The 23,206-nt window shown below is 43.6% G+C and carries 18 protein-coding genes and 1 pseudogene; 5 read left to right on the forward strand and 14 right to left on the reverse strand.

What is annotated here, in order from left to right; all coding sequences use genetic code 11:
- Positions 1 to 22 precede the first annotated feature (22 nt).
- From ACXX82_RS07160 to ACXX82_RS07175, 4 genes are all read right to left on the reverse strand, one after another.
- Positions 23 to 583, reverse strand: a complete 561-nt coding sequence (locus ACXX82_RS07160; RefSeq protein WP_458562684.1) for a sugar transferase — start codon at positions 581 to 583, stop codon at positions 23 to 25.
- 13 nt (positions 584 to 596) lie between these two features.
- Positions 597 to 1,574 carry a UDP-glucose 4-epimerase family protein gene (locus tag ACXX82_RS07165; RefSeq protein ID WP_458562685.1) on the reverse strand — a complete coding sequence of 326 codons (978 nt, stop codon included), beginning with the start codon at positions 1,572 to 1,574 and terminating at the stop codon, positions 597 to 599.
- Positions 1,575 to 1,645: 71 nt separating this feature from the next.
- Entirely contained in the window at positions 1,646 to 2,434 is a 789-nt protein-coding gene (locus ACXX82_RS07170) for a glycosyltransferase family protein (RefSeq protein ID WP_322233139.1), read from the reverse strand.
- 514 nt (positions 2,435 to 2,948) lie between these two features.
- The gene (locus tag ACXX82_RS07175) at positions 2,949 to 3,110 is read right to left on the reverse strand and encodes a hypothetical protein (protein ID WP_458562686.1); all 162 of its coding nucleotides are present in this window, start codon (positions 3,108 to 3,110) and stop codon (positions 2,949 to 2,951) included.
- Positions 3,111 to 3,423: 313 nt separating this feature from the next.
- Here ACXX82_RS07175 and ACXX82_RS07180 point away from each other — a divergent pair, with 313 nt between their 5' ends.
- The 5 genes and pseudogenes from ACXX82_RS07180 to tnpC all read left to right on the forward strand — a co-directional run bounded on the left by ACXX82_RS07180 (position 3,424) and on the right by tnpC (position 9,205).
- Positions 3,424 to 4,569, forward strand: a complete 1,146-nt coding sequence (locus ACXX82_RS07180) for a hypothetical protein (protein WP_458562687.1) — start codon at positions 3,424 to 3,426, stop codon at positions 4,567 to 4,569.
- A 167-nt stretch (positions 4,570 to 4,736) separates the two neighbouring features.
- Positions 4,737 to 5,954, forward strand: a complete 1,218-nt coding sequence (locus tag ACXX82_RS07185) for a hypothetical protein (protein ID WP_458562688.1) — start codon at positions 4,737 to 4,739, stop codon at positions 5,952 to 5,954.
- A gap of 919 nt (positions 5,955 to 6,873) precedes the next feature.
- Positions 6,874 to 7,266 carry an IS66-like element accessory protein TnpA gene (gene tnpA, locus ACXX82_RS07190; protein WP_416186780.1) on the forward strand — a complete coding sequence of 131 codons (393 nt, stop codon included), beginning with the start codon at positions 6,874 to 6,876 and terminating at the stop codon, positions 7,264 to 7,266.
- A 29-nt stretch (positions 7,267 to 7,295) separates the two neighbouring features.
- Positions 7,296 to 7,610 (forward strand): annotated as a pseudogene (gene tnpB / locus ACXX82_RS07195) (IS66 family insertion sequence element accessory protein TnpB).
- A gap of 29 nt (positions 7,611 to 7,639) precedes the next feature.
- Complete coding sequence (gene tnpC / locus ACXX82_RS07200) at positions 7,640 to 9,205, forward strand: IS66 family transposase (RefSeq protein ID WP_458562689.1); 1,566 nt, start codon at positions 7,640 to 7,642, stop codon at positions 9,203 to 9,205.
- A 30-nt stretch (positions 9,206 to 9,235) separates the two neighbouring features.
- On the opposite strand, the gene ACXX82_RS07205 is transcribed toward tnpC, so the two are convergent.
- The 10 genes from ACXX82_RS07205 to ACXX82_RS07250 form a co-directional block, all read right to left on the reverse strand.
- The gene (locus ACXX82_RS07205; RefSeq protein WP_458562690.1) at positions 9,236 to 9,664 is read right to left on the reverse strand and encodes an acyltransferase; all 429 of its coding nucleotides are present in this window, start codon (positions 9,662 to 9,664) and stop codon (positions 9,236 to 9,238) included.
- Between the two features lie 439 nt (positions 9,665 to 10,103).
- A complete protein-coding gene (locus ACXX82_RS07210) occupies positions 10,104 to 12,158 on the reverse strand; it encodes a GtrA family protein (protein ID WP_458562691.1) in 2,055 nt (684 codons plus the stop codon).
- Complete coding sequence (locus tag ACXX82_RS07215; RefSeq protein ID WP_322233151.1) at positions 12,155 to 12,949, reverse strand: sugar phosphate isomerase/epimerase family protein; 795 nt, start codon at positions 12,947 to 12,949, stop codon at positions 12,155 to 12,157. The genes ACXX82_RS07210 and ACXX82_RS07215 overlap by 4 nt, the downstream gene beginning before the upstream one ends.
- Entirely contained in the window at positions 12,946 to 13,902 is a 957-nt protein-coding gene (locus tag ACXX82_RS07220; RefSeq protein WP_458562692.1) for an aldo/keto reductase, read from the reverse strand. Before ACXX82_RS07220 ends, ACXX82_RS07215 begins: the two co-directional genes overlap by 4 nt.
- A complete protein-coding gene (locus tag ACXX82_RS07225; protein ID WP_322233154.1) occupies positions 13,889 to 14,854 on the reverse strand; it encodes a glycosyltransferase family 2 protein in 966 nt (321 codons plus the stop codon). The genes ACXX82_RS07220 and ACXX82_RS07225 overlap by 14 nt, the downstream gene beginning before the upstream one ends.
- 39 nt (positions 14,855 to 14,893) lie before the next feature.
- Entirely contained in the window at positions 14,894 to 16,027 is a 1,134-nt protein-coding gene (locus ACXX82_RS07230) for an NAD(P)/FAD-dependent oxidoreductase (RefSeq protein WP_323506684.1), read from the reverse strand.
- A complete protein-coding gene (locus tag ACXX82_RS07235) occupies positions 16,009 to 17,052 on the reverse strand; it encodes a glycosyltransferase (RefSeq protein WP_458562693.1) in 1,044 nt (347 codons plus the stop codon). The genes ACXX82_RS07230 and ACXX82_RS07235 overlap by 19 nt, the downstream gene beginning before the upstream one ends.
- Positions 17,053 to 17,437: 385 nt before the next feature.
- Positions 17,438 to 20,908 (reverse strand): FkbM family methyltransferase, encoded by a 3,471-nt coding sequence (locus ACXX82_RS07240; protein ID WP_458562694.1) that lies wholly within the window; start codon positions 20,906 to 20,908, stop codon positions 17,438 to 17,440.
- A complete protein-coding gene (locus ACXX82_RS07245) occupies positions 20,908 to 22,338 on the reverse strand; it encodes an ABC transporter ATP-binding protein (RefSeq protein ID WP_323506687.1) in 1,431 nt (476 codons plus the stop codon). The genes ACXX82_RS07240 and ACXX82_RS07245 overlap by 1 nt, the downstream gene beginning before the upstream one ends.
- The gene (locus ACXX82_RS07250) at positions 22,328 to 23,182 is read right to left on the reverse strand and encodes an ABC transporter permease (RefSeq protein WP_323506688.1); all 855 of its coding nucleotides are present in this window, start codon (positions 23,180 to 23,182) and stop codon (positions 22,328 to 22,330) included. Before ACXX82_RS07250 ends, ACXX82_RS07245 begins: the two co-directional genes overlap by 11 nt.
- Between the last annotated feature and the right edge of the window lie 24 nt (positions 23,183 to 23,206).

Below are 23,206 nucleotides of genomic sequence, written 5' to 3' on the forward strand. Positions count from 1 at the left end.
AGCTAACGTTCATCGAATCATTTTAATGTGTAACATTATCCCTACGCACAACTTTTAATAAAGTGAGAAAAATTATTCTAACATCAAAAAATATTGAACAATTTTGCATATATTCAATATCTAATTTCACTTTTTCTGGAATCGGCAATTCATCACGGCCATTAACCTGAGCCCAACCAGTTAAGCCTGGTCTCATCTTATCAACATCATACTCAGTCCGCAATGTAATCAGATCCTCTTGGTTAAATAATGCTGGACGAGGCCCGACAAAACTCATATCTCCACGAAAAATACTCCACAATTGCGGCAATTCATCCAGGCTGGACTTTCTTAGAAAAGAGCCGTTCGGTGTTAAATATTTATTTGCATCAATCAGTAAATGCGTAGCTACAGCTGGCGTATTTATTTTCATGGTACGAAATTTAGGCATGCGAAAAATTTTATTATTACGACCAATACGGTCTGACCAATACACAATCGGCCCTTTCGACATGATAAAAATCCATAAAGCAATCAAAACTATAGGAATGCACAAAAGAATAGATGCCACTATAGCCAGAAATAGATCAAAAAGACGTTTCATAAAATGACCATATTTAAAATATACGCCTTACTGTTTCCTTTAAGCCATCATTTACAGATATCGGTGGTACCCATCCTAACCGCTCTTTGGATTTGCTTATATCAACCTGCAAGGAGCCTAAAAGACGTTGCGCCGTTGCACGCTTTCCAAACATACTAACAAGTAACATTAATACAACAGGAGGTACAGAGAATAAAAGAGAGCGCTTACCAAGCGCTTTTGCGCAGGCATTAAGTAATTCGGAAATTGATAAATCATCTCCATCGGATACAAAAAATATCTCGTTGGCCGCATCTGGATGTTCAATACAGCAGATAATTAAACTTATCAGGTTTCCAAGGTAGACAAAACTTCGTTTATTTTTCACTGCCCCAAATGGCAAAGGAACCCGCGAGTAAACCCAACGCAGCATACTCGCGAAATTTGCCTTTACATCTGGGCCATATACTAAGGGCGGACGAATAATAATAACTTCTAATCCTGTGTCTTTGGCTATTTGAAATAGCCCTAACTCCGCCTCATATTTAGAGACTCCATAAGCATCTTGGGGGTTTGGAATATCTTTCTCTGTGAGTTTTACGCCGTCAATCGTTTCTTCACCATTAACTTTGATCGAACTGAGAAATATAAATCGCTTTACGCCGGATTCCACAGCCTGCTCAGCAAGATTTAATGTGCCAGCAACGTTCACTCGTCTAAATTCAGCAAGAGGATCGCCGGAGACTTCTTGCATCACGTGAACCCGCGCTGCCACATGTATGACCGTATCAATTCCAGCCAGGCATCGCGACCAATCGGTTTTCTCGTTAATGTCTAGAATGACTTCCATTTGAGCGTCTGGCAAAGAAAAAGGCTCCCTGACAGCACAAATCAATTTTACTCCAAGCTCAATCAACCTTAAAGATAACGCGCGCCCAACAAATCCACTGGCGCCAGTGAGTAGAATCGCATGATCGATTTTTTTATTTTGCAATTCCAGACCGTGCTCCATAGATATGTATGGCTATTCGTTATAAAAATCTCGTTAGCCTATGTGACGTTTCTTTCTTACAGCGGAATTTTTCAAAGTTTAGATGACTTATCTACGATACGGTTCCAACTAATTTTCAAATAAGCGCTTGATAAAAAAAATTTAAAAGCACTGCTTAAATGCCATAACAAGTAGCGTATTTTGCGATGACTATCATGCTGCGCATCGTGAACAACCTTGGCATGTTTACTAACTAAAATTTTATACCCAGCCAAACGAGCCCTAGCACAAAAGTCTACATCTTCGTAGTACATATGATACTTTTCGTTTAATCCATGCAAACTAGCATAGATTTCGCGCGGAATTACCATAAACATTCCTGCCACCCAATCAGGCATGATTACATCTTCTGTATCAACGAGCGCCTCAGGTTTTAATGAAAAATGACAAAGTCGACTTAACAATTTTTTGCACAACAAAAAGGGGCTTGGAAAATGTCGAGCACTTGGCTCAACTTCATTTTTTTCATTAAGGACCAACGGTGCGCAGATGCTATTAGGTGATTCTTTAAGAAGAGCCAACAATATGTCGAAAGGATCTCTGAGCAACTTTATATCTGGATTGAGAATGACGAAGTTCTCCGCATTGCTAAAGTTAAAGGCAAAATTATGATTCTCGGCAAAGCCCTTTGGCGTGCTATTTTCGATCAATCGTAAAGGAAATGAAAGTCCATCATAATCAACATCAAATTTCTCATGTATATTACTAATCAGAATAATTTCGACATCATCCCTATTAATTTTTCTTATATTTTGAATCAGTTCTTCAATATATTTTTTATGACCATGACTCACTATTGATATTGAAAATATTTTTTGCATGAGGGTTGATGTAAACAATTAAATGGAACACGGCGCTCCTAAATATCAAGTGAAATTCTTGCTACTATAAGTTGACGCCATGGCGATAATTTACGAATACTTAACGATTCAGGCAGCTTTAATTTTGAGCATAAGGGATGACCGTTGCCCCCTTCGTCTGTTGCCAAACTTATTTCCTAATCTCAGCGAGTACGATGAGCAGCGAAACCTCTCTGCTCATCACAGCAAATTCACGCACCTTCGGCCGCAACAATTTGAAAAAACTGTGTCTGAAGAGACTGTCTGTAACATTATCTATTTGGCTCCGCGCGGTGAACCCATGCACATAATCGCCCATGACATGGCAATCAGACGCGCATACAGCAAAGTCCTGATACTAGTCTCCGTAGCTAAGTTCTAGCATGCCAAGCACATTTATCCAATTTTTAAAAGTATCGGCGGACCGTGTCTCCCCACCCATTGGAAGACTGACCTTAACAAGGCCACTGGTAAAGCTATCCCATTAGAACATTAGTCAAACACCCATATGCTGGCCAACAAGGAACACGTCACCGCCAAGGCCGGTGTCGACAGCTTTTTCCGCATAACCCGATCCCGAGCCATCAGATAGCAGCAAGATCATGCCGTCGAACCAAGGTCGGGAAACGTACAGTTTCAAAGTTTGCAATGGGCGCATAGCTTACAGCGCTATTTTGTCGACCAACGTTACGCATTGCTAATGCGGACAAATGTAAAACGAATGCGCGCCACTAAACGCACCTTTCCGTCCTAGGTCGCACCAAACGCCGTCGCCTTATCGCGCAATACACTCCCTAGGGCAAGATTCGATTATTCACCACTACTCGTATACACTCGGCACATCAAAATACTCAAATATCCGGTGGATACAGGCATGAATTCAATATTTCGATTGCCGATCTAAACAGCCCGTCTTTAAGTAGATACGCATTTTTTAAATTCCAGCATTTAATTTTATAGTAGAAATCGAGATGTCCATCCTTTTAAATAATAAACAAGATATCAGTCCAAAGAAAAATGATTTCGTAATCAAATTCTCTATGTGGTTGATATTGTTAATTACCATCGCTTCAATATTTGTTCCGCTTTCTCCAGCTATGCCATCCGGTGGTCTCGATCCGTCTTGGCAATTCGCGCTCAATCAAGCTGTGGCGCAAGGCTTCCAATTTGGCAAGCAAATTATTTATACTTTTGGGCCTTATGCATCTATCTATACCAAAGAATACCATCCTTCGACAGATTTCATAATGTTGATGGGAAGTTTGTACTTGGTAGCGTCATACGCATTTTGTTGCTCAATATTAATGCGTCGCCTTAAATGGCCATGGCAGCTTACTTTATTTACAGCTTTATTTGCATCAATATACTCCAGAGATGCCCTACTTTTCTCTTTACCGCTAATTGTCGGATTAGCGACGTTCAAAATTATAACGACTAATAATGAACTACGAGATAATAAAAAATTAATCCCACTGTCTATTGCTATAATTTTTATGGGGTTGGGTTTTTTGCCATTAATAAAAGGAACTATGTTGGTGCTGTGCACGCTGACAACATTTATTTGTGCATTATATTGTTTTATTAAAAAACAAAAAATACTAGCGATAATCTGCACAATGTCACCCGCCATTTCGATGCCTCTATTTTGGGTAGCCGCCGGGCAACCCATAGATAATCTGGCAACATATTTCTCATCTATGCTCAATGTGATTTCCGGATATTCCGAAGCGCTGGCAGTGGATGGCGATATTAAAGAAATTATCGCTTACGGTGTCACTTCAATACTTATATTCTTAGCTATCTTTTTCCAAAATAAAATTGATCTTATTTCGAAGTTCTTCCTAGCTATGGTTTATTTTTTATTCTTATTCATTGCCTTCAAGGGGGGATTCACTCGTCACGATACTCACACCATCATAGCTAGTACTTCTCTCCTAATTGGTGCATTGTTGCTACCAATTTTCTTAAATGGAAGAAGCATTTTCCCTGTAATAATCATTGCGTTTATTTCATGGAACTACATAAACCATAGCTACTTTCGTACATCTATGGTGGATATCGGGAGAAACATTGGCTTAACGTATTTTTCAGCTTGGAGGGTGCGAGACAAAGGATAATTAACCCAGATTGGCTGAACGTTCAATTTGATGCTGCCGTAAAGAAAATTCGCGTCGAGGCATCTTTTCCCCTTGTTCAAGGGACCTCAGATATTTATTCATATGACCAATCTTACTTAATTGCATCCGGGAATTTATGGTCTCCAAGACCAATATTTCAAAGCTACATGGCTTACAGCGCAAAATTTGCAGAACTAAATAAAGATTACTTGTTGAGTTCTAAAGCCCCAGAAAACATCTTTTTTAAAGTAGATTTAATCGATGGTCGAATGCCCTCTCTTGATGATGGCGTTAGCTGGCCTGTTATTATTCAAAATTATCAACCGCTGGAAATAAAAAATAATTTTTTGGTTTTTCGGAAAAAACCTACAATAAAAAAACCTGAATTTATAAATATAAAAAAAATGGAGCGGAGCTTTGGTGAGAAGGTAAATCTGCCTAATTCTCCAAATCAATTATTTGCCAAATTGGAATTCGCACCGACCATCGCTGGAAGGTTAATGAGTATTCTCTTTAAACCAAGCCAATTATTTATCACTCTTAATTTAAAAAATGGTAGTAAAAAGGAGTTCCGAATTATATCTAACATGGCAAAGTCAGGATTTTTGATATCTCCCTTAATAGAAAATACACTAGAATTTGGAATGCTGTACGGAAAGCCAGAGTTTTTGAGTGAAAAGATGGTGGAATCTTTCTCAGTGTCATCGCATTATGACGGGATCAAGTCTTGGAGCGGAAAATATACGGCGACCTTGAGTGAAATTAAGCCGGTATCTAAAATTAATGTTTCAGAAATTTACAAATCCGAATTTAGTGATTTTGATGATGAGCTCTTGAACATTAACGTGCAGACCTCAGAGAAATGTAACGGTGTGATTGACATGGTGAACGACAAGCCTCCGAGGTCTGCGGGGATAGTGATCGCAAACTTATTGAGAGTTAACGGTTGGCTTGCAGATTCGATTGAAAAGGCTACATTGCCGGAGGCAGTCTACATAACCTTGACAGACGAGAATGGGAAGCGTCGATATTTAAATACGCGCCGTATTCTGCGAGCTGACGTGGGTTCTCACTTTAAAGACTCCCGCCTTAATAATTCGGGCTACAGCATGGTCGCGAACGTATCCAGTTTACGAGGAAACTATAGCCTTGGTCTAGCTATCAAAACCCTTGGAAAGACTATGACATGTCCACATGTTTCACCTGCCAGTGACTTTTTCCCGATAAGCTTTCTTAACAAAATTAATTTTTCTAAAAGCTCTACATCTCATCGAGTAGGCGCTATGGGCGCCCTTCCGAATGCAACTTGTCAGGGCATCAAGTTAGCATGTCCTGTTTTTAATATCCGCAGATTCAATTCAAGAATTCGGCAAATTCGATTGTGATCTTGATGTTACGCAAATAAATTAGGACCCCCAACGTCCATTTTGCTGGCTGGCCGTGAAAAATTCGGCCAATCGGCGAGCAACGAACTTCTGCGCAGAGAGCATTTCAGCGAAATAGCAGCAGTCATACCTATATTTCGCCTTTCGGTTTAAAGCGTACAAGGAGCACGTCTAAGTTCAAATTAGACAAGACACACCAATTTTTATAAAGCACATCATATAAATACGTCTTTACTTGAACTTCCGGGTTAAAAATCTTTCCATTTATACAATGCCCAGCCACGCTCCGCATGAATGGCAAAAAACGCAGAGTTCGAACAACTGCGAACGATATGCCGAGTGCTGCAACAGTAGAAATTAGTGGTCCTGTCCAAAGGCGTCCTATAGTGGGCGGAACTCTCCAGTTTGCTGTTAGTTGACCAACTATCAGTACATTAATTCCATAAATCCCGAGCGAGCTGCTGAGAAATTGTATTGGTATGTCAAGTAACTGAGGCAATTTCTTAACTCGACGAACGAGTGAGAGTACCGCAGCTGATAACAAAATAATGTTTGGAGATAAATTCGAGTAAAACAGTTGTGAGGGCGCGCCAATTAAATGCCAATAATAATAGGTTTGATAACGTAGTCACGGCGAATGCGACAATAAATACTACCCCAAAAACATCCGACCTAATCGGGAAAACAAACGATCATCGTATGAACAAGCACCGAGAAGTAGGTATCCTGTATTTCCGTAGAATTGCCAAAGATGCCAACCCTCTAATAAACTCTGTAAACTTGCAGGTAACGCTACCTTAAAAGTTATATAAGTAGAGGTAATGTAAGCGTTCCCTCAGTACCCTCTACCCAGAAACACCAAATTTCTGCATGATTTGAATGGGAAGGCACAAATTAATTGTGCCCACAAATTCACATTATGGACACAAATATTGGGACGGTTTCGCGAGCAAAGCGCGGCGCTTATCGCCAGCATTCAACGGAATTTAAACGCAGGGTCGCCGAAGAATCTCTGGTGCCAGGAACTTCGGTATCGCGGGTGGCGCGTGCGCATGACCTCAATGCCAATCAGGTTTTTGCATGGCGCAAGCTATTTCATGTGGGAGCCTTTGAAACTGCCTCGGGCCCGCAGAGTACATTATTGCCGGTTGTGCTCAGCGATCCCCTGCCGGTAGATACACAACCGGTCTTTACCAGTACCGCTGTTTCCCCCGGGGTCATTATTCTGGAAGTAGGCAAAGCCCGGCTTCGACTCGAAGGCGTCGTCGACTCTGCCATGCTTGCCCTTGTTCTGGAACGGTTGCTCGCATGATTGGTCTGCCGGCAGGCACACGTATCTGGATGGCAGCGGGTATGACCGATATGCGCTGTGGTTTTAATGGCCTGGCAGCCAAGGTGCAGACGGCATTGGGCGAAGATCCGTTCAGCGGTCATGTCTTCGTCTTTCGGGGACGGCGTGGAGATATCCTGAAAATTCTGTGGTAGACCGGCGATGGCCTGTGCCTGCTGGCCAAGCGCCTCGAACGCGGCCGTTTCATCTGGCCGCAGGCAACGGAAGGATCGGTATCGCTCTCGCAAGCGCAGTTGTCGATGCTATTGGAAGGGATCGACTGGCGGCGTCCGGAACGCACGAATCGGCCCTCATCAGGCTTGTAAACATCGCCACACATGCGTAAACTGGCACCATGCCAACGCACACCACTCTTCCTGACGATATCGCGACCTTGCAGGCCATGATCCTGGAGCGTGACGTCGCCCTTGCCGCGCAAAGTGAAACGCTGGCGCAGTTGCGGGAAGAGCTTTCCACGCGCGGGATCGAAATCGAACACCTCAAGCTTCTTATCGCCAAGCTCAGACGCATGCAGTTCGGCCGCAAATCCGAGAAGCTCGATCACCAGATCGAACAACTTGAACTGCGACTGGAAGATTTGCAGGCCGATGAGAGTGCTGTTGCCATGGAAGAACCTCCGACCAGAAAGCCACGCCAGAGTGCACCGCGCAAACCGCTGCCCCTTCATTTACCCCGTGATGAGAAGATTTATTTGCCCGAACAAAATGCCTGTCCGGATTGCGGTGGTGGCCTGCGGCAACTGGGCGAAGACGTTGCTGAACAACTCGAATTCATTCCCGCCAGCTTCAGAGTCATCCGACACATTCGTCCGAAGCTGGCCTGCAAGTGCTGCGATACCATCCTGCAAGCTGCCGCGCCCAGTCGTCCGATTACACGCGGTCTGGCAGGTCCCGGATTACTGGCCCATGTACTGGTCAGTAAATATGCCGATCACCTGCCGCTCTATCGGCAATCTGTCATGTATGCCCGTGAAGGTGTCGAACTGGATCGGGGATTATTGGCTGACTGGGTCGGTGCTGCCAGCAGTTTGCTGCGACCACTGGTGGACGCGATTCGACGCCATGTGCTGGCTGCCACGAAACTGCATGCCGACGACACACCCATACCCGTTCTGGCACCGGGTAATGGCAAGACCAAGACAGCGCGACTATGGACCTATGTGCGGGATGACCGTCCTTCCGGATCTGTTGAACCAGCAGCAGTCTGGTTTGCCTATACTCCGGACCGTAAAGGCATCCATCCACAAACACATCTGGCCTCTTTTAGTGGCGTGTTGCAAGCGGATGCCTACGCTGGATTTAACGCCATTTATGAAAGCGGCCAGGTCGTGGAAGCCGCTTGCTGGGCGCATGCACGCCATAAATTTTATGATTTGCATGTGGCCCGACCATCTGCGGTCACCACTGAAGCCTTGCGCCGGATCGGCGAACTGTATGTGATTGAAGCTGAGATTCGCGGCCAACCACCGGACCAACGTCGCGCAGCCCGACAAGCACAATCGCTCGCGCTTATCGATGACTTCGAATTCTGGTTACGGGCGACGCTTCTGCTGCTATCGCGCAAGTCAGACACGACCGCTGCCATCATGTATAGCCTCAATCTATGGCCTGCGCTAAAACGTTATTGTGACGATGGATGCATTGAAATCGATAATTCCGCAGCGGAGCGCTCCTTGCGTGGCGTCGCTATCGGACGTCGTAATTATCTCTTCGCGGGTGCCGACAGCGGTGGAGAGCGGGCTGCCGCTGTTTATTCACTGATCGGCACAGCGAAATTAAACGGTATTGATCCTGAAGCGTGGCTACGCCACGTTCTCACCCATATCGCCGACCACCCGGTCAATCAGGTCCATGACTTCCTGCCGTGGAACTTCACATCTACGATGGCGATAGCCCGCTAATTCTTGCCGATTGAATTTCTCTGCCGGAATTTATCGAGACGGCCGTGGGAATACGCTTACATATAAGCGACGCAACAGCGAAATGAAGGCATATATTCCAATTAGTGAGTATAGATACCATAAATGAAACGCAGCCTGTCCATTAATAAATTTAATTGGCCAATCGTCTGAACGCATCCAGTAATAAGACCAGGCTATATAAATAGCAGACCAAAACAAGATTGGTGGTCCTATTCTTATCACTCGTTTAGAGAAAAATTCGCCTAAGGGCTCAACTTTACCAAGCAATGTCGCCCCAGCAATCATAAAGAATATGGGGACGCATACGCGTGAAATTGCTGCATATATATTCGCAGCAGCCCACCGATCGGAAAAGGCCCCGAACTCCTCGCCACTGACATGGAGTAAAACAACTAATATACAAGCCAAGGCGCGCAGGTACGAAATACGAAAATTCAATTTAACCTCAGAAATTGTAATATACAGGCTTGAACGTATAAAAGAAGGCGCGTAATGGTTTGGCGTGTATTACGGATAAATATATTAGTAATTTAAAATTGAAATTTATCCTGCCGCTCTTTTAGACATATGAACTTACAGGCTGAAATAATCTTAAATAACTTTTTACATCAAGTAAGTATAGGTTCAGCGCTTCATTACACACAAGTTACTACGTATCAGTTCAAACTCACATTAGAATCGCAATATATCTTTCGCGGTTAAAAGTCAAATATGCATGACATTAACCGATCACGTCCCTAAGCAGCGGCTTAATGATAACACCTTGCCCGTAGCGGATATGCTTACATTTATCTTGATCGTTAATATATCCATATTCATAAGTAAAAGGCGGCGATTATGACTTAAGTATGAGAAAGTAAGCGTTTAATAAACGGCCTTACTTAACGACATATTCATACACTAAGACACCCCTAAATTTTTGGCCAGCAATCTTCACCATACCTGAACAACGATCAAGTTCTTGGAAGAGAGGCGTTTGATCCTGGTGTTGAAATACAAAGAAACTCCGTCCTTTTTTCTGATCGGAAGCACAAATTTTCTTTACGTCATCATAGTTTGCAACAGGTTTATATGTGTATTTAAGGCCCGTTTTGGGTAACAACTTGTCTAAATAATGACGGTAATACGCTTCATTTGCCGGCCAATTTAGAAGAATTACAGAATCGTCCTTTATATTATTTGCAATAAAATCCGCGCCTTCCCTATATTCTTCTTTGTAAGAGTTATCTTTATAAAAATAATTAAATATACCAATCAAACTTAATATTGAAATTATTATTGTTAATATAATTGAGAGTAATTCTTTTAGCTTTGACGCAGAAAATAACAATGAAAATGAACAATAGATGACCGGCAACGCGACTAAAAAATAGCGAGGATGCCACATTTTTGATGTAAAGGCGTTATATACAGAATATAAGAATAAAAATAAAATAGTAGCTATCAATAAAATCGCTAAAATAATTTTTTTATCAAAAATCCGTTCTCTTATATGCTTGAGTGAAAAAATCCAATTTTGTTTTTCAGAGTAACCAGTCAAGCATGTCATAAGAAAAACAGCCCAGACTACACTAAATCCGACTCCATAACCTGGCAGCAAGAAATTTAACGTCCCGGGAATCATTTGGGTAATTATTTGAGAGAGATGATACTCCCCCCAAGCATAACCTCCATGACTACTAAATATGAATGCTTTTTTGCTCAGCAACATCCACGGAAAAATAGCAAGAGGAACAATTAAAAATTTTGTGATTTCAAAATATCTGCGACTCGGAAATATGACAAAAAGAGTGTAAATTCCAGCAAAAAGACCGGCCATAAATAAACCAGTGTAATGGGAGTAAGCCATCAATACGTATATGGCTACATCTACCCATATACTTGATGTCCATTTTTTATCGGTCGGAAAATTTGATGCTTGTAATATATGATTAGTAACTCTAACAGTTGCTATCGTGCATAACAATAAAGTTAATGTGTAACTACGTACTTCCTGCGAATAAATGATTGCAGAAGGAGAAAGTGCCAATAAAGTGACACCTAAAAATGCCGACAAATAGCCGACATTTTTTTTCAACCCATAGAAAAATATAAATGGAGAGAGCGCCCCTAAGAAAGCCGATAAAGACCTCAGTACGAAATCCGAACTACCAAAACATTTAGCCCAAAGGATAACTAATAAGTCAAATAACGGAGGAGTATTATCAGCTGCCTTCCAAGTAATAAAGGAATCATTAAAATTTAACTCAGGTATAACTTTGGGAGTGAAATTTAGCCATGATGATCCATGCCCCACGTCCAAAGCGGCAGCTACGGTGAACAATTCGTCTGACCACAATCCGACCTTGTCCAGATGATAGAATCTCAAAAAGACACCGAAACACATAACAATCCAAGCTAAAATAAAATATTTTTTGTCCTCTTTCTGGAGATTAAAAAAATAATTTCTAATGGTCTTGAAGTTAATTAAATTAAAAAAATTTGAATTCGGACTTAAATCCGTATCCTTATGCAAATTTGCTGAGTGTTCATTTTTAAAGACAAATACTTTAACCATGAAAAAATTCACTATTAAACCCGCACCTATCCCAAGTAACTGAGAATAGACAATCATAGGGAACCAAGACAACGTTATCCGAAGTATTAATATGTTGACCACCAAGCCACCCAAGGATCCCACAAGGTACATTTGCCAAAGCCTTATGCTGGGGCCAACGTCCCTTTTGAAGGTCCAATAGTGATTAAGAATATAATTCTGGGTTGATGCAAGTATGTAACACAGTACAGCGATGGGCAGAGCGGCGCCACGAAGGCAGTCCACCAACAAGAAAAACAGAAGTAAGTTGGTAAGGGTTCCGAGCCCTCCAATGACGGCAAATTTTAGAAAGCCATTCAAAAGTGGTCTATGACGTTCCCAGGATGCCGCCGTCATCTATTGAAAACCTTAGCTACCGTTTCCAGGGACCGAAATAAAGTTTCTGTCCCAAGGTTTCTCATTTCCAAAGATACCCAGCCGGTGTAGCCCCCATCCTCCAAACGTCGAGCGAGTTCCTGGTGTTCGTACCGGTCAATAACAGCCGCCAAGGATGGTTCACTGATGTGAACATGACTGATATGAGGGATTAAGGTCTCAAGTGTGCTCAAATTTTCCTCGTTTTCCAACATCGTCCCTAGATCAAGGTTTAACTTAAAAAAAGGAGAATTAATAGCTTGAACCAACTCCAATGCCTCGGGCGTAGTGTTTAGATAGTTGGTTCCGTAAGAGGACGGGTTCGCCTCAATGCCGATAGTGACGGACTTGGACTCTGCATAGGCGGCACAGGCAGCGAAAAACTCCTCCCCTACCGGTCTCTGCTCAGGATGCTCGATGATCCGGTTTCGGGGGCTTCCAAAAACCACATGCGGGCAGCCAACGGCTGCGGCGAAATCCAGTGCCGAACATGTGTATTGCAATAAAAATGCCCTTTCCTCTGGAGTGCCAAAAATTCGCTCAGTCAGGCCGTACCAAAGAGACTGCATAGAGCAGATACCAAAGCCCCAACTATTTTGAATCTCTGCAGCCAGGGAAGCGGCCACAATAATATTTTCGGGCTGATAAGGCTTCTGCGGTACTAGCCGGGTCGGAGCAATTTCGAGCGCGGAAAAGCCTTCAGCCTTCATCTTTGAATAAACCTCTTGATCGTCTTCGAGGCCCCATGCGATATTCGATGCTGAAATTTTCATATTTTATCTACCTCAAACGCATCAACCTCAACCCAAAAATCATCAGGGATTTCGCTATCTAAGGCGCCCACGTTCTCCTTCAGTTGTGTGGGACTACTTGCACCCAAGACCGGTAGAACGCCACGACGTAAAACCCACTGAATAGCGGCATGGGATCCCTTGACCTCATGTTCAACGCATACCCTGGAAAAATGATCGATCCTAGCCTTGTTTTGCTCGTATATTTTCTGTGTTTTGTCGTACCCAAGCTGGCCACTTTTTGCGATCCGGGACTCTGGAGGAATAGAATCGCGATACTTTCCGGTAAGGAGACCTTGAGCTAAGGGAGCAAAGCCTAACATTCCAACGCCTTCCGCCTGACAGAAAGCGCGGACACCATTAATATCGGCTTTATTAATTGCATACGAATAAATGAATTGGTCAAGGATAGGCTTTTCGAGCCCTAGTCGATTGCAAACCTCGTGGCATTCAACTAAAGCTGCGAGAGGCCATTCTGAGGTGGCCCAATATAGAATTCGGCCGGAGTTGATCAGCCGGTTGAAGGTGCGTACAACCTCCTCCATAGGGGTTTCTGGATCGTAACGGTGGGCATAATAAACATCCACATATTCCATTCCCAACCTTTTCATGGACTCGTCGAAAGCCCAGAGAATATGCTTTCTTCCCAAACCCTGATGATAGGTGTGTGAACCAATCGGCCATGAACCCTTGGTGGCCAAGACAAACTCTTCCCTAGGGTATTTCTTCAGCGCATGCCCTAAAAGTGTTTCCGCCTTCCCCATCCCATAATTGTTCGAGGTATCGAAGGATCTGATACCCAGGTCCCAGGCGCCGTCGATCATCATCTGAGCAAATGCCTTGCCAGAATCTTCGGTCCCAATGGTCAGAGCACTTCCAAAGGTGATTTGGGACAACTTAAGGCCGGACATACCGACCCTTTTAAAGGGTTTCATGAGTTACCTTTTTAAGGGCAGAATTGCTAGGCTCAAAATCATACACGAGTGAAGTCGGGCGACCCTTGACCTCGGTGCAGACTTGACCCAGATATTCGGCAATCACTGAAAGTACAACAAAAAGAAGGGAAAATAACAGTGACATTACAGCGCAAACTAAAAATGATGGCTGCCATTGGCCAGGACCAAAGCACATACCAGCTAACGATAGGAGCATCAAAACGAATGAGGCCACAGCAGCAGAAGGGATTTTTCTTAAGGGCTCAATAGAAATTCCCGTAAGACTATCCAGCGCATACCTGATCATTGACTTCAAACGATATTTTGTTTCTCCTGCAAATCGCTTGTCCCTGTCGTACGAAACTACCGCTGTTTTCATACCTAAAAAGGGAACTATTACCCGAAATACTCCGTTGACTTCGGGGAGTGCCAAAAGAGTCGCCACAGCTTTTCTATCCAGCAAACGAAAATTGGCAGCATCTTTTTCTAAACAAATTCTGCCCGATAGCGAATTCAAAGTGCTATAAAACAAATGGGCACTCAGGCGCTTAAAAACGCTGTCATTGGGCCGACCTGCCCGAGATCCGACGACGACATTGGCTCCCTCCTCCCATTCCTTCACCATTTGCAGAATTATGCCAGGGGGATCTTGAAGGTCAGCGTCCATTACAATTACCGCATCTCCCGCCGCTATGCGGAGACCGGCATGTATAGCGCCCTCCAGACCAAAATTTCGAGATAGTTGCACTAAAGTGACAGTTTCCGGGAAGCGCTCACGAAGCTGTCGCATTTGGACTAGCGTTCCATCCTTAGAGCCATCATCTACCAACACTATTTCAAGTTCATAACGGTCTGTAATCGGCTCCAGAGCTGTCAAAATTTCCTCGCAAAACGTGGAAACAAGCTCCTCTTCATTGTACATTGGACCAATTACGGAGATCAATTTTTTCATCAAAATCAGTTCCTATTTATTTCCAAATATCGGCATCGCTTAGTAGCTGCTAAAAGACTCTGTTTCAAGCTTTTCAAGCACATCATAAATATTGTCTATTTTTCCACCTAGGACGGAGTAACACCCCGGTAATTCTGGATGCTTTTCGAACAAAATCGGCCTACCGTCATCCCCCTCATTCTTTACCAGAACGGTTTTGATTTCAAATAACGAGTCGACATACTTGGCATCAAAAACGGCAGGGAGATAACGACCTACATCCCTGATCATGCGGTCAACACGCGTTGCACGCTCATATTCACTAAGTTTTTGGTAAGGATTAATGCCCTGATCGTCATTCCAGTGCATATGCGGGGTATACCGGACATGGGAAAGCGTATGCAACCCACGGGCGGGGAACGGCATCATCGAAAAGAATGGGCCATCCATCACTGTAATGCCCAGTCCAGCTAGTACGGGCGGCACCTCCATCAGCGCCATTTCCGTGATTTCCTGTTTAAGACCAGTTTGCGTCCCAGGAAAATCACCTTTAAATTGATTAAGCCCACTGTAGGTGCAGTTGAAGACGTAGCGGCAAGACAGCATTTCTTCTGATCCGTCATCGGACTTTAAAACCACTTGCAGTGTTTGATTTGGCCCGTTTGATATCGCCGTTACGCTTGTTTGAAGATGAATCTGTACACCAGAATCTTGTAATTCTCGCGCGGCCCAACTAGCCAACTTGGTTGAATCAAATGCATACTCCTCTACTAAAAACACATCCTCGATAAGACGCGGCTCAAATAATGCTCGCAGAGAGGGTTCTACTACTTGAATTTTGGCACCGATATCCCCGCAGAAGCGCTCAAACTGCTTGGCAGTGACCTTGGAGTTACGACGTGCAATCGCATAAAGCTTCATAAAATCTTGCGTTACTGCTTCAGGCCAGTCGCGTACGAATTTAGGCAAATTAACGCGACTTCGATAAGCTGTTGTAAAGCTGCGCGGATAGTGATAACCGTTGTGAACCCGTGCCTGATTGTTGTACGAGGCACGAGTCAGAAGGCCCGCCTCACGCTCCACCAAAACGACGCGCCTCAACCCACGCTGCTTAGCCAGGTAGATCGCAATAGCAGCACCGTAAAATCCGCCTCCGACAATAATTGCATCCAGATTTATATTTGTGGTTGGCATGAGGCAATTTGTTCAGCGCGGGTGTCTGGTATATATTTCGGGTTAGTGGCTACTTCCTCGATATTTAATTTCTCTCGCCTAGTCATACGAATACTGGTGAACTCTTGCCCTACGTGATAAAGCGGGCCCTCATTGGCTGAGCTGACCATGTGCAGGATGTATTCGCCCAATACAAGAAGAACCAGGGAAATCAAGAAAAACATGCCAGATTGCTGAAGGGACAGACTAACCCAACCAGGCGCGATATGAGGTTTCAAAAAACCGACAGCGACAACGTAGATAGAATAGGCCAGGTTAGCAACGGCTCCAAATAATGACAATGATGTAACAAGACGCATTGGGGCACGGGTGGTCGACACCAACAGACGCATACCTCGGTCAATACTTTCGCCCAACCGTTTCGTGTGCGAGAGTCTTGGCGCTGCGCTATACGTCAGATTAACGCGTGCAAATCCGCCTGTAGCCGGTAGATGCCGATAAGTCATCGCAGGTTGGGAATGTTGCAGAATAAAGTTAACGACTTTTTTGCTTAATACACGATACTGAGGCGCTTCTTTGGCTAGATGGATGCCATTAAAGCGCTTATAGAATCCGTTAAAAATGGCGCATGAAACTCGATAAGCAAAGCTTTGTGGCACTTTTTGCTGATTGCTAGCAAATACTACATCAGCTCCCCTTACCGCCTTCTCGAGCATTTCTGGCAGAAATGCGATATCGTCTGCTTGAGAATCAATGACCGCTACGTAGTCGCCCAATGCATTCTCCAATCCGACCCATGACGCAGTGTCGGCATCGACCTCTTTAGTCAACGCATAGATTTGCAGGTTGGGTAAACCATTTTCTCCTGTGAGTTTTTTGAGTACAGAAATGCTGTCATCGTCGGACGCATTATCGACAATGATGATTTCATAATCACTAACCAGGTTAGCAATACAAGAAGCAGCGTCGGATAATATTTTTTCAGTATTTGCTGCTTGGTTGCGTACGACAAATACGATCGACAGAAAAATCGGAAAAAACGCCATTTAATACCCCTTTAAACGCTCTTCACACGATTAGCGCCCTCTTTTATCAACATTCCAAGTATTTTACGTTACGTCTGAGCAGGGTGTCACTCTATTTGTCAGTGGGAAAAACTCAACACAACGCAGGCCAACGTTAAATTCGACTTAAAACAAACGGCACTTTAGTCCGCCCTAAATAAATTACGAAACTTAGAAGTTTCAGATTTCCGAGTCATAAAAAGCGGTAACAAAATTTCAATGAGGTGAATGTAAATATCTTTTATTCGTTCAAATTCATCAACGATTTTATGTCCCAAACCTATAACAGTATTCGTTCACTTATTCATGCTTTGATAGAAACAAAACGTAGGTATAGCAGTGGGGATAGACAGCGCTATATTTACTTTCATTTAAATTTATTTATGTCGTGAAGCGCACTGCGGCTAAGTGAGCGCTTAATCGAGCGACGCATTTTGTACGGTACAGCAGAACTAACCCGTCTCATTAATGGGTGGGTATATAAATACCAAAGTGCGCCTAAAACGGAACCTCTCCAAGTCGACTTATTATGAGATGAACCGCTCAGAATCTGGGCTGCGTGAAAAATGATCGGGGCAGTCTGATCGCTTTTAATAACTTTCAAATCGCACGAGATAAGTTGTTTGTACTCTAAGTCATAAAAATCAGTTTTGGAGCTAACCCCCTCAAAAATTGGCGCAACTACTGATACACCCTTTGACAAATTTTCAATAAATGCGTTAAATTGATCCAGCAATTCATTGGGCGAACTCAAGTGATTAAACAGCAATGTGTTAGAACGACCTGATAAACGCTCTGGAAAGGCACCAATACTCGGAGCGATAATTGGGAGTCCTGAATTTAAGGCATGGCTAAGTGTATAGCTGTAGGTTTCTGGCCATTGCGCAGGAAATAAGACAATATCCAGCGCATGTTCACGCATCAGCTCTCCCAAATCGTTAACATCATATGGGCCAGTAGTGTCTACGACTTTAAGTAATCTGTAGGCGTAACCAATTAATTTAAATCTAAGTGGCAGCCCTAGAATTTTCGCTTTCTCAGCCATTTCCTCCAGTATGTCCGCCCCTTTTTCGCGGCCAACTGCACCAATGACTCCAATAGTGTAAGAGTCTCTTTTTGTAAAGATGCTTGGTATTCTATTTACATCCAATTGCATTTCGACATGCGGAGCAATAATACCTGTTTCAATATGATAGACATTCTCGAAAAGTGACTTTGTAGCACTTGAAGGAAATATAACGCATTGCGTAGTTTCGATTAATGGGCGAAATCGCTCTTGCCATGTTTCCAGCGTTTCCCCCGGCGGCAACGGATATAACGGATTTCTGAGCTTATCAGAATAAAATCCAGGATATCTACCGCTCTCATTAGTAAGAGTTGGATTGGCGTTAAGCCAATAAAAATCATGTGCGGTAAGAATCGATGCAACGTTCAAATCAACCGGTAAGCACAACACAGATGGATCCAGACCCTGAGTATGGTGATAATGGATGGCACTTACACCGATAGCTTTCAACAAACTAACGACGTCCTTATATCCAGACGGCAGAGAAAAAATGACTTTATCAGCATGTTGATCAATACCCAAACTAATACTAATCTCACCCTCTTCTACATGCGGAGCAAGTAAAACATGCGCGACGCTTTGACCAAAATATTGTGCCAACTCATTAACATGTTGCGCGACTCCGCCACCAACTGCATGGGAAATGTGAAGAACCTTTGGTATCGGGAGCGTCGACAAAAGTTGCACGTAACGCGCTACCCTTGCCGACCGGAGGGGATCATTCTTAACAAATAATTCGATGTCAGAATGGTAACTAGGATGCAAGTCTTCGATGACGCCCATGGCACGAGTAACCAGCGCATGCTTTTCTGAGGAAAAACTAACCCCACCCTCATGATAGGCATACAAATTTGGGGAAATTATATTTAACCAACCGCTTTTTAACGCTCGTTGACATAGGTCGTTTTCTTCACCATAGCCTCTGCCAAATTTCTCCTCGTTCAGATAGCCTATGGTATCGAGACATTCTCTACGAATATACATACAAAATCCGACCCCAGTTGGTGCCTCAATACAAGGTAACTTGGCTTGCCTGAACACCGCATCCACCGAATCAACATCGAGACCAAAAGGTTGAGGATTTTCTTGTAAGAAGTACGGGAAACTACAGATGGTTGCGTTATTAGAAAAAGGCGTAACAGTCGCGATATTCTTTCGAGAATATCCCTCGTCGATTAATCTGCTCAGCCAGTCCTTGGGAACGATGACATCGCTATTGAGCAACACCACATCATGTTGCGGGAAATGTGCAAAACCACGATTTACGGTTCGAACGAAACCTAGGTTGCTTTCATTCTTTAGCACCACAAAAACATCCGGCCATTTTTTACCTAACTCTTCCAACATTTCTTGCATACCGGCATCCGGACTTGCATCATTTATTGCGACAATACGCGCACCAGGATTAGACAGTATGTTTGGTATAGCAGCATCAATGCAGCGCCTGGTCATTTCCACCCCGCGATATACCGGGAGGATGACCGCGACAGGATGTGTAGGTGCTATAGGGGAGGCAGTCACTAAATAACTACTAGTTTTCTCCAGTTTCAGCCCACCATTTGGCGATGCTTGGGTAATGGTATTGCTTACATTTAACGCGCTCTTAATCGAAGTCATAGCAGCTACAAAATCACCTCGGATCAACCTACCGGCAAAACGTATCGGCTTTGTAATAAACCATGATGTAGAATTTACCAATTCTTGAATATAAGCATCCCGATCAATCACTATTTGTTGCAGACCAGTAATCGTTTCACTTAAACCGACAATTACTTCATTACGCTCCTCCAATTCACGGGAGCGACTAGTAATCATTTGGTCACGCTGCACAATTCCTTGACTAAGACTAACTATCTTTTCATCTTGCCCCACGGCGGCCGGGGAAGGAAAATTTATACCCAGCGGTAAAGAAGTCGAGGTATTGGCTAAAACCTCATAGGCGTATTGCGGCTTATGCAGTAACGGCAATACTAAATCCTCAATATTTCGAATGGGGAATAAAAGAGTATCGGATATTGCACTGATAATTTTTGCGGTATTTTCTCGTGGCACTAACAGTAAAGCCAGTTCCTTTGCCATTCCGAAAATATTTTCGGTTATGGCATTAAAATTATTGGGATTATATGCGCTCGCCAAAAACCCGTACGTGTCGTACTCCCGTGCCTGACAAAATGTCAGAACTTCGTTTCCCGAACTTAAAGAGTTACATTCACAAAAAACGATAGGGCGATCACGCAAAATAGTTTCTGTTGCACCATCCAATACGCTTCTTTCCATCCCTTCAACGTCCAACTTTATAACGTCTATTTTCCCGATTCCTAAACCATCAATAGTCGAAACATGAATTTTATATGTGGCAGAATTTAATAAAGTTACCTCTGCATCAATCGAGAGGCCGCCAAAATTAACCATCTCATTTAAGTCTATCGATTGGAGAACTAAATCTTTTTCGATCTCAGCCAGACCAATGTTAAGCGCTGTGACATTTTCACAATTATTTAATAATAAATTTTCCGACAAAATTGCATAAATTTCTTTACGTGGCTCGAACGCATATACCCGCCCCTTTTCACCAACAAATTGCGAGAAGGCAAGTGAGTGCGTGCCAATAAAAGCACCTACATCTAAAACACGCATTCCAGGAGAAATTATCTGACCGAGCAAATCAAGCTCATCCATTGCCCATTCGCCATATAGCCCTAACGCATGAGACACCACTTTATCCGCATCAATAATGCGCATTTTTCCATACTGCGTTACAACGATACTCATTACGACTCCGATTGAAATGCTGAAGATACTTGAATGCCTATGCGCAAACTCTGCAGTCCACAGATACCGTGAACCAATCTACTTTTTAAGCTGTGCAATGCCATTGCATCATTTATCCATTGATGCTGAATATGATCATCTCCCAACCCCTCTGCAACTGCTACATTCAGAGAATATTCCCCCTGAATTAATATAGGCATGAGAAATGAAAATGTTACTAATATCGTTTTTCCAGATTTCAAGGCGGGTGGCTGATTGCGATATGCGAGGTCCGACCCCTCGGCAAAAATGTATTGACCCAGGCGATCTTTAATCATGAAACCGAAAGCAGCATGATGAATGTCCTGCTTAGACTGGGCTTTGATACAAAACTTGACAAGATCCCCACCGTTAATCATTGAAAGCTTTGAGTTATCTTCGCCCTCAAACCAAATGTCGACGATATTAACGCCACCGCTCCCGAACGAGTCTGCATCTTGACGAAAAGGGGTTATTCGAATCAGGTTGGAAGTCTGCTCCTCACCTTCCACTAAACCCTCAAAAAAGTCACTAGCTTGATTACTAATTGGCTCGCGGGAACTGGTCTCAATCGCTTTTATTGGAGTCGTCATTACTGGAGTAGTACGTTCCGAGTAAAAATCTTTAATGTACATCCGACAAATCTCATCTGTTTTTCCTACAACAGTATCCTTCCCACGTGAAAGCAAAATGGCTCTATTGCAGAGGCTGACAACAGCACTTGTATCGTGACTAACAAACAGCACTGTCCCACCCTTCTCTTGGAGGGCGCGTAAGTAACGCATACATTTTTGCTGGAAAAATATATCTCCTACTGATAGAGCTTCGTCAATTATCAGGATATCGGCGTCCACATGGGCGATAACCGCGAAGGCAAGACGAATGTACATTCCACTTGAGTAAGTTTTGACTGGTTGATCAATGAACTCACCAATATCAGCAAAGGCCACAATGTTTTCAAATCGCTCATCGATTTCATTTTTAAGTAAGCCCAAAACGCCCGCATTCATGTAGACGTTCTCACGACCAGTGAATTCAGCATTAAAACCTGAACCTAATTCGAGCAGAGCCGCAACACGCCCGTTAACCTCAACTGTGCCGCTGGTGGGCGTTATCGTGCCGCAAATAATCTGTAGTAAAGTCGATTTACCGGCGCCATTTCTGCCGATAACACCAACGGTCTCGCCTTTTTTTACCTCAAACGAAACGTCTGTTAACGCCGAAAATTCACGAAAGTATTGTTTTGATACTTTGCCAATCATTCGGCGCAAACGAGGAAGGATAAATTGCTTGAGACGGTCACGCGGTGCGTCGTATATTTCGTACCGCTTAGTGACATTTTGGATCCGGATCGCAACGTCAGCTTGGTTTGAAGATTGATTCGAAGAGTAGATATCTAGTTCAGAGGACATCGGCAAACCCCTTTCTGGTTTTTTGGAACCAGGCGTAGCCTATCCAGGCAATGAAAATAGCCGCCAAGGTGTAACCACCCAATCCGAGCCAATTGGGAAGATGCCCCCAGATCAGCACCTCCCGCGCCTGTTCGATGATGAAGGTAAGCGGATTAGCCATGATAAACGGGAGAAATCGTGCCGGTACCGCGGTTAATGGATAAAAAACCGGGGCCAGGAACATCAATACGGTGGTAATGATAGTGATGAACTGTCCCACGTCACGGAGAAAAACGCCTAAGGATGCGAGCATCCAGGCAAGACCTACAGTCAAGATAAGTAGCGGAAGCAGGACCAAAGGTGCAAAAAGCGCCGTCCAATGTAAGTAGCCATTGAATATAGCAAAGGCAGCCAGAAGCACGCCAAGACTAATAATGCTATGAAAGAGTGCTGCGCCTATCGTGACAACCGGTAATATTTCAATCGGAAACACTACTTTTTTCACGTAATTGACATTGGAGATAATTAAACCAGGGGCGCGGTTCAGCACCTCGCTAAACAAATTTAATACAATCATGCCAACAAAAAGCACCAAGGCAAATTGTGTTTTACTATTATCACCGCCGATTCCACCCCATCGGGACTTAAAAATTTCGGAAAAAACAAAGGTGTACACCACCAACATAAATACAGGATTAAAGAATGACCAAGCCATTCCCATCGCGGAGCCTTTGTAGCGTCCAACGACTTCACGCCTAGTCATTTGCAGAATAAGCTGGCGGTTGCGCCAAAGACTTTTGACAAGAGCCAACAGAGATGTTGTGTGAGCGGCGTGCGGGTTAACAGAGGTTGTTTGAACGCTCATATCAACGACTCGTCTTCAGCGATT

The sequence above is a fragment of the Glaciimonas sp. GNP009 genome (assembly GCF_054343755.1).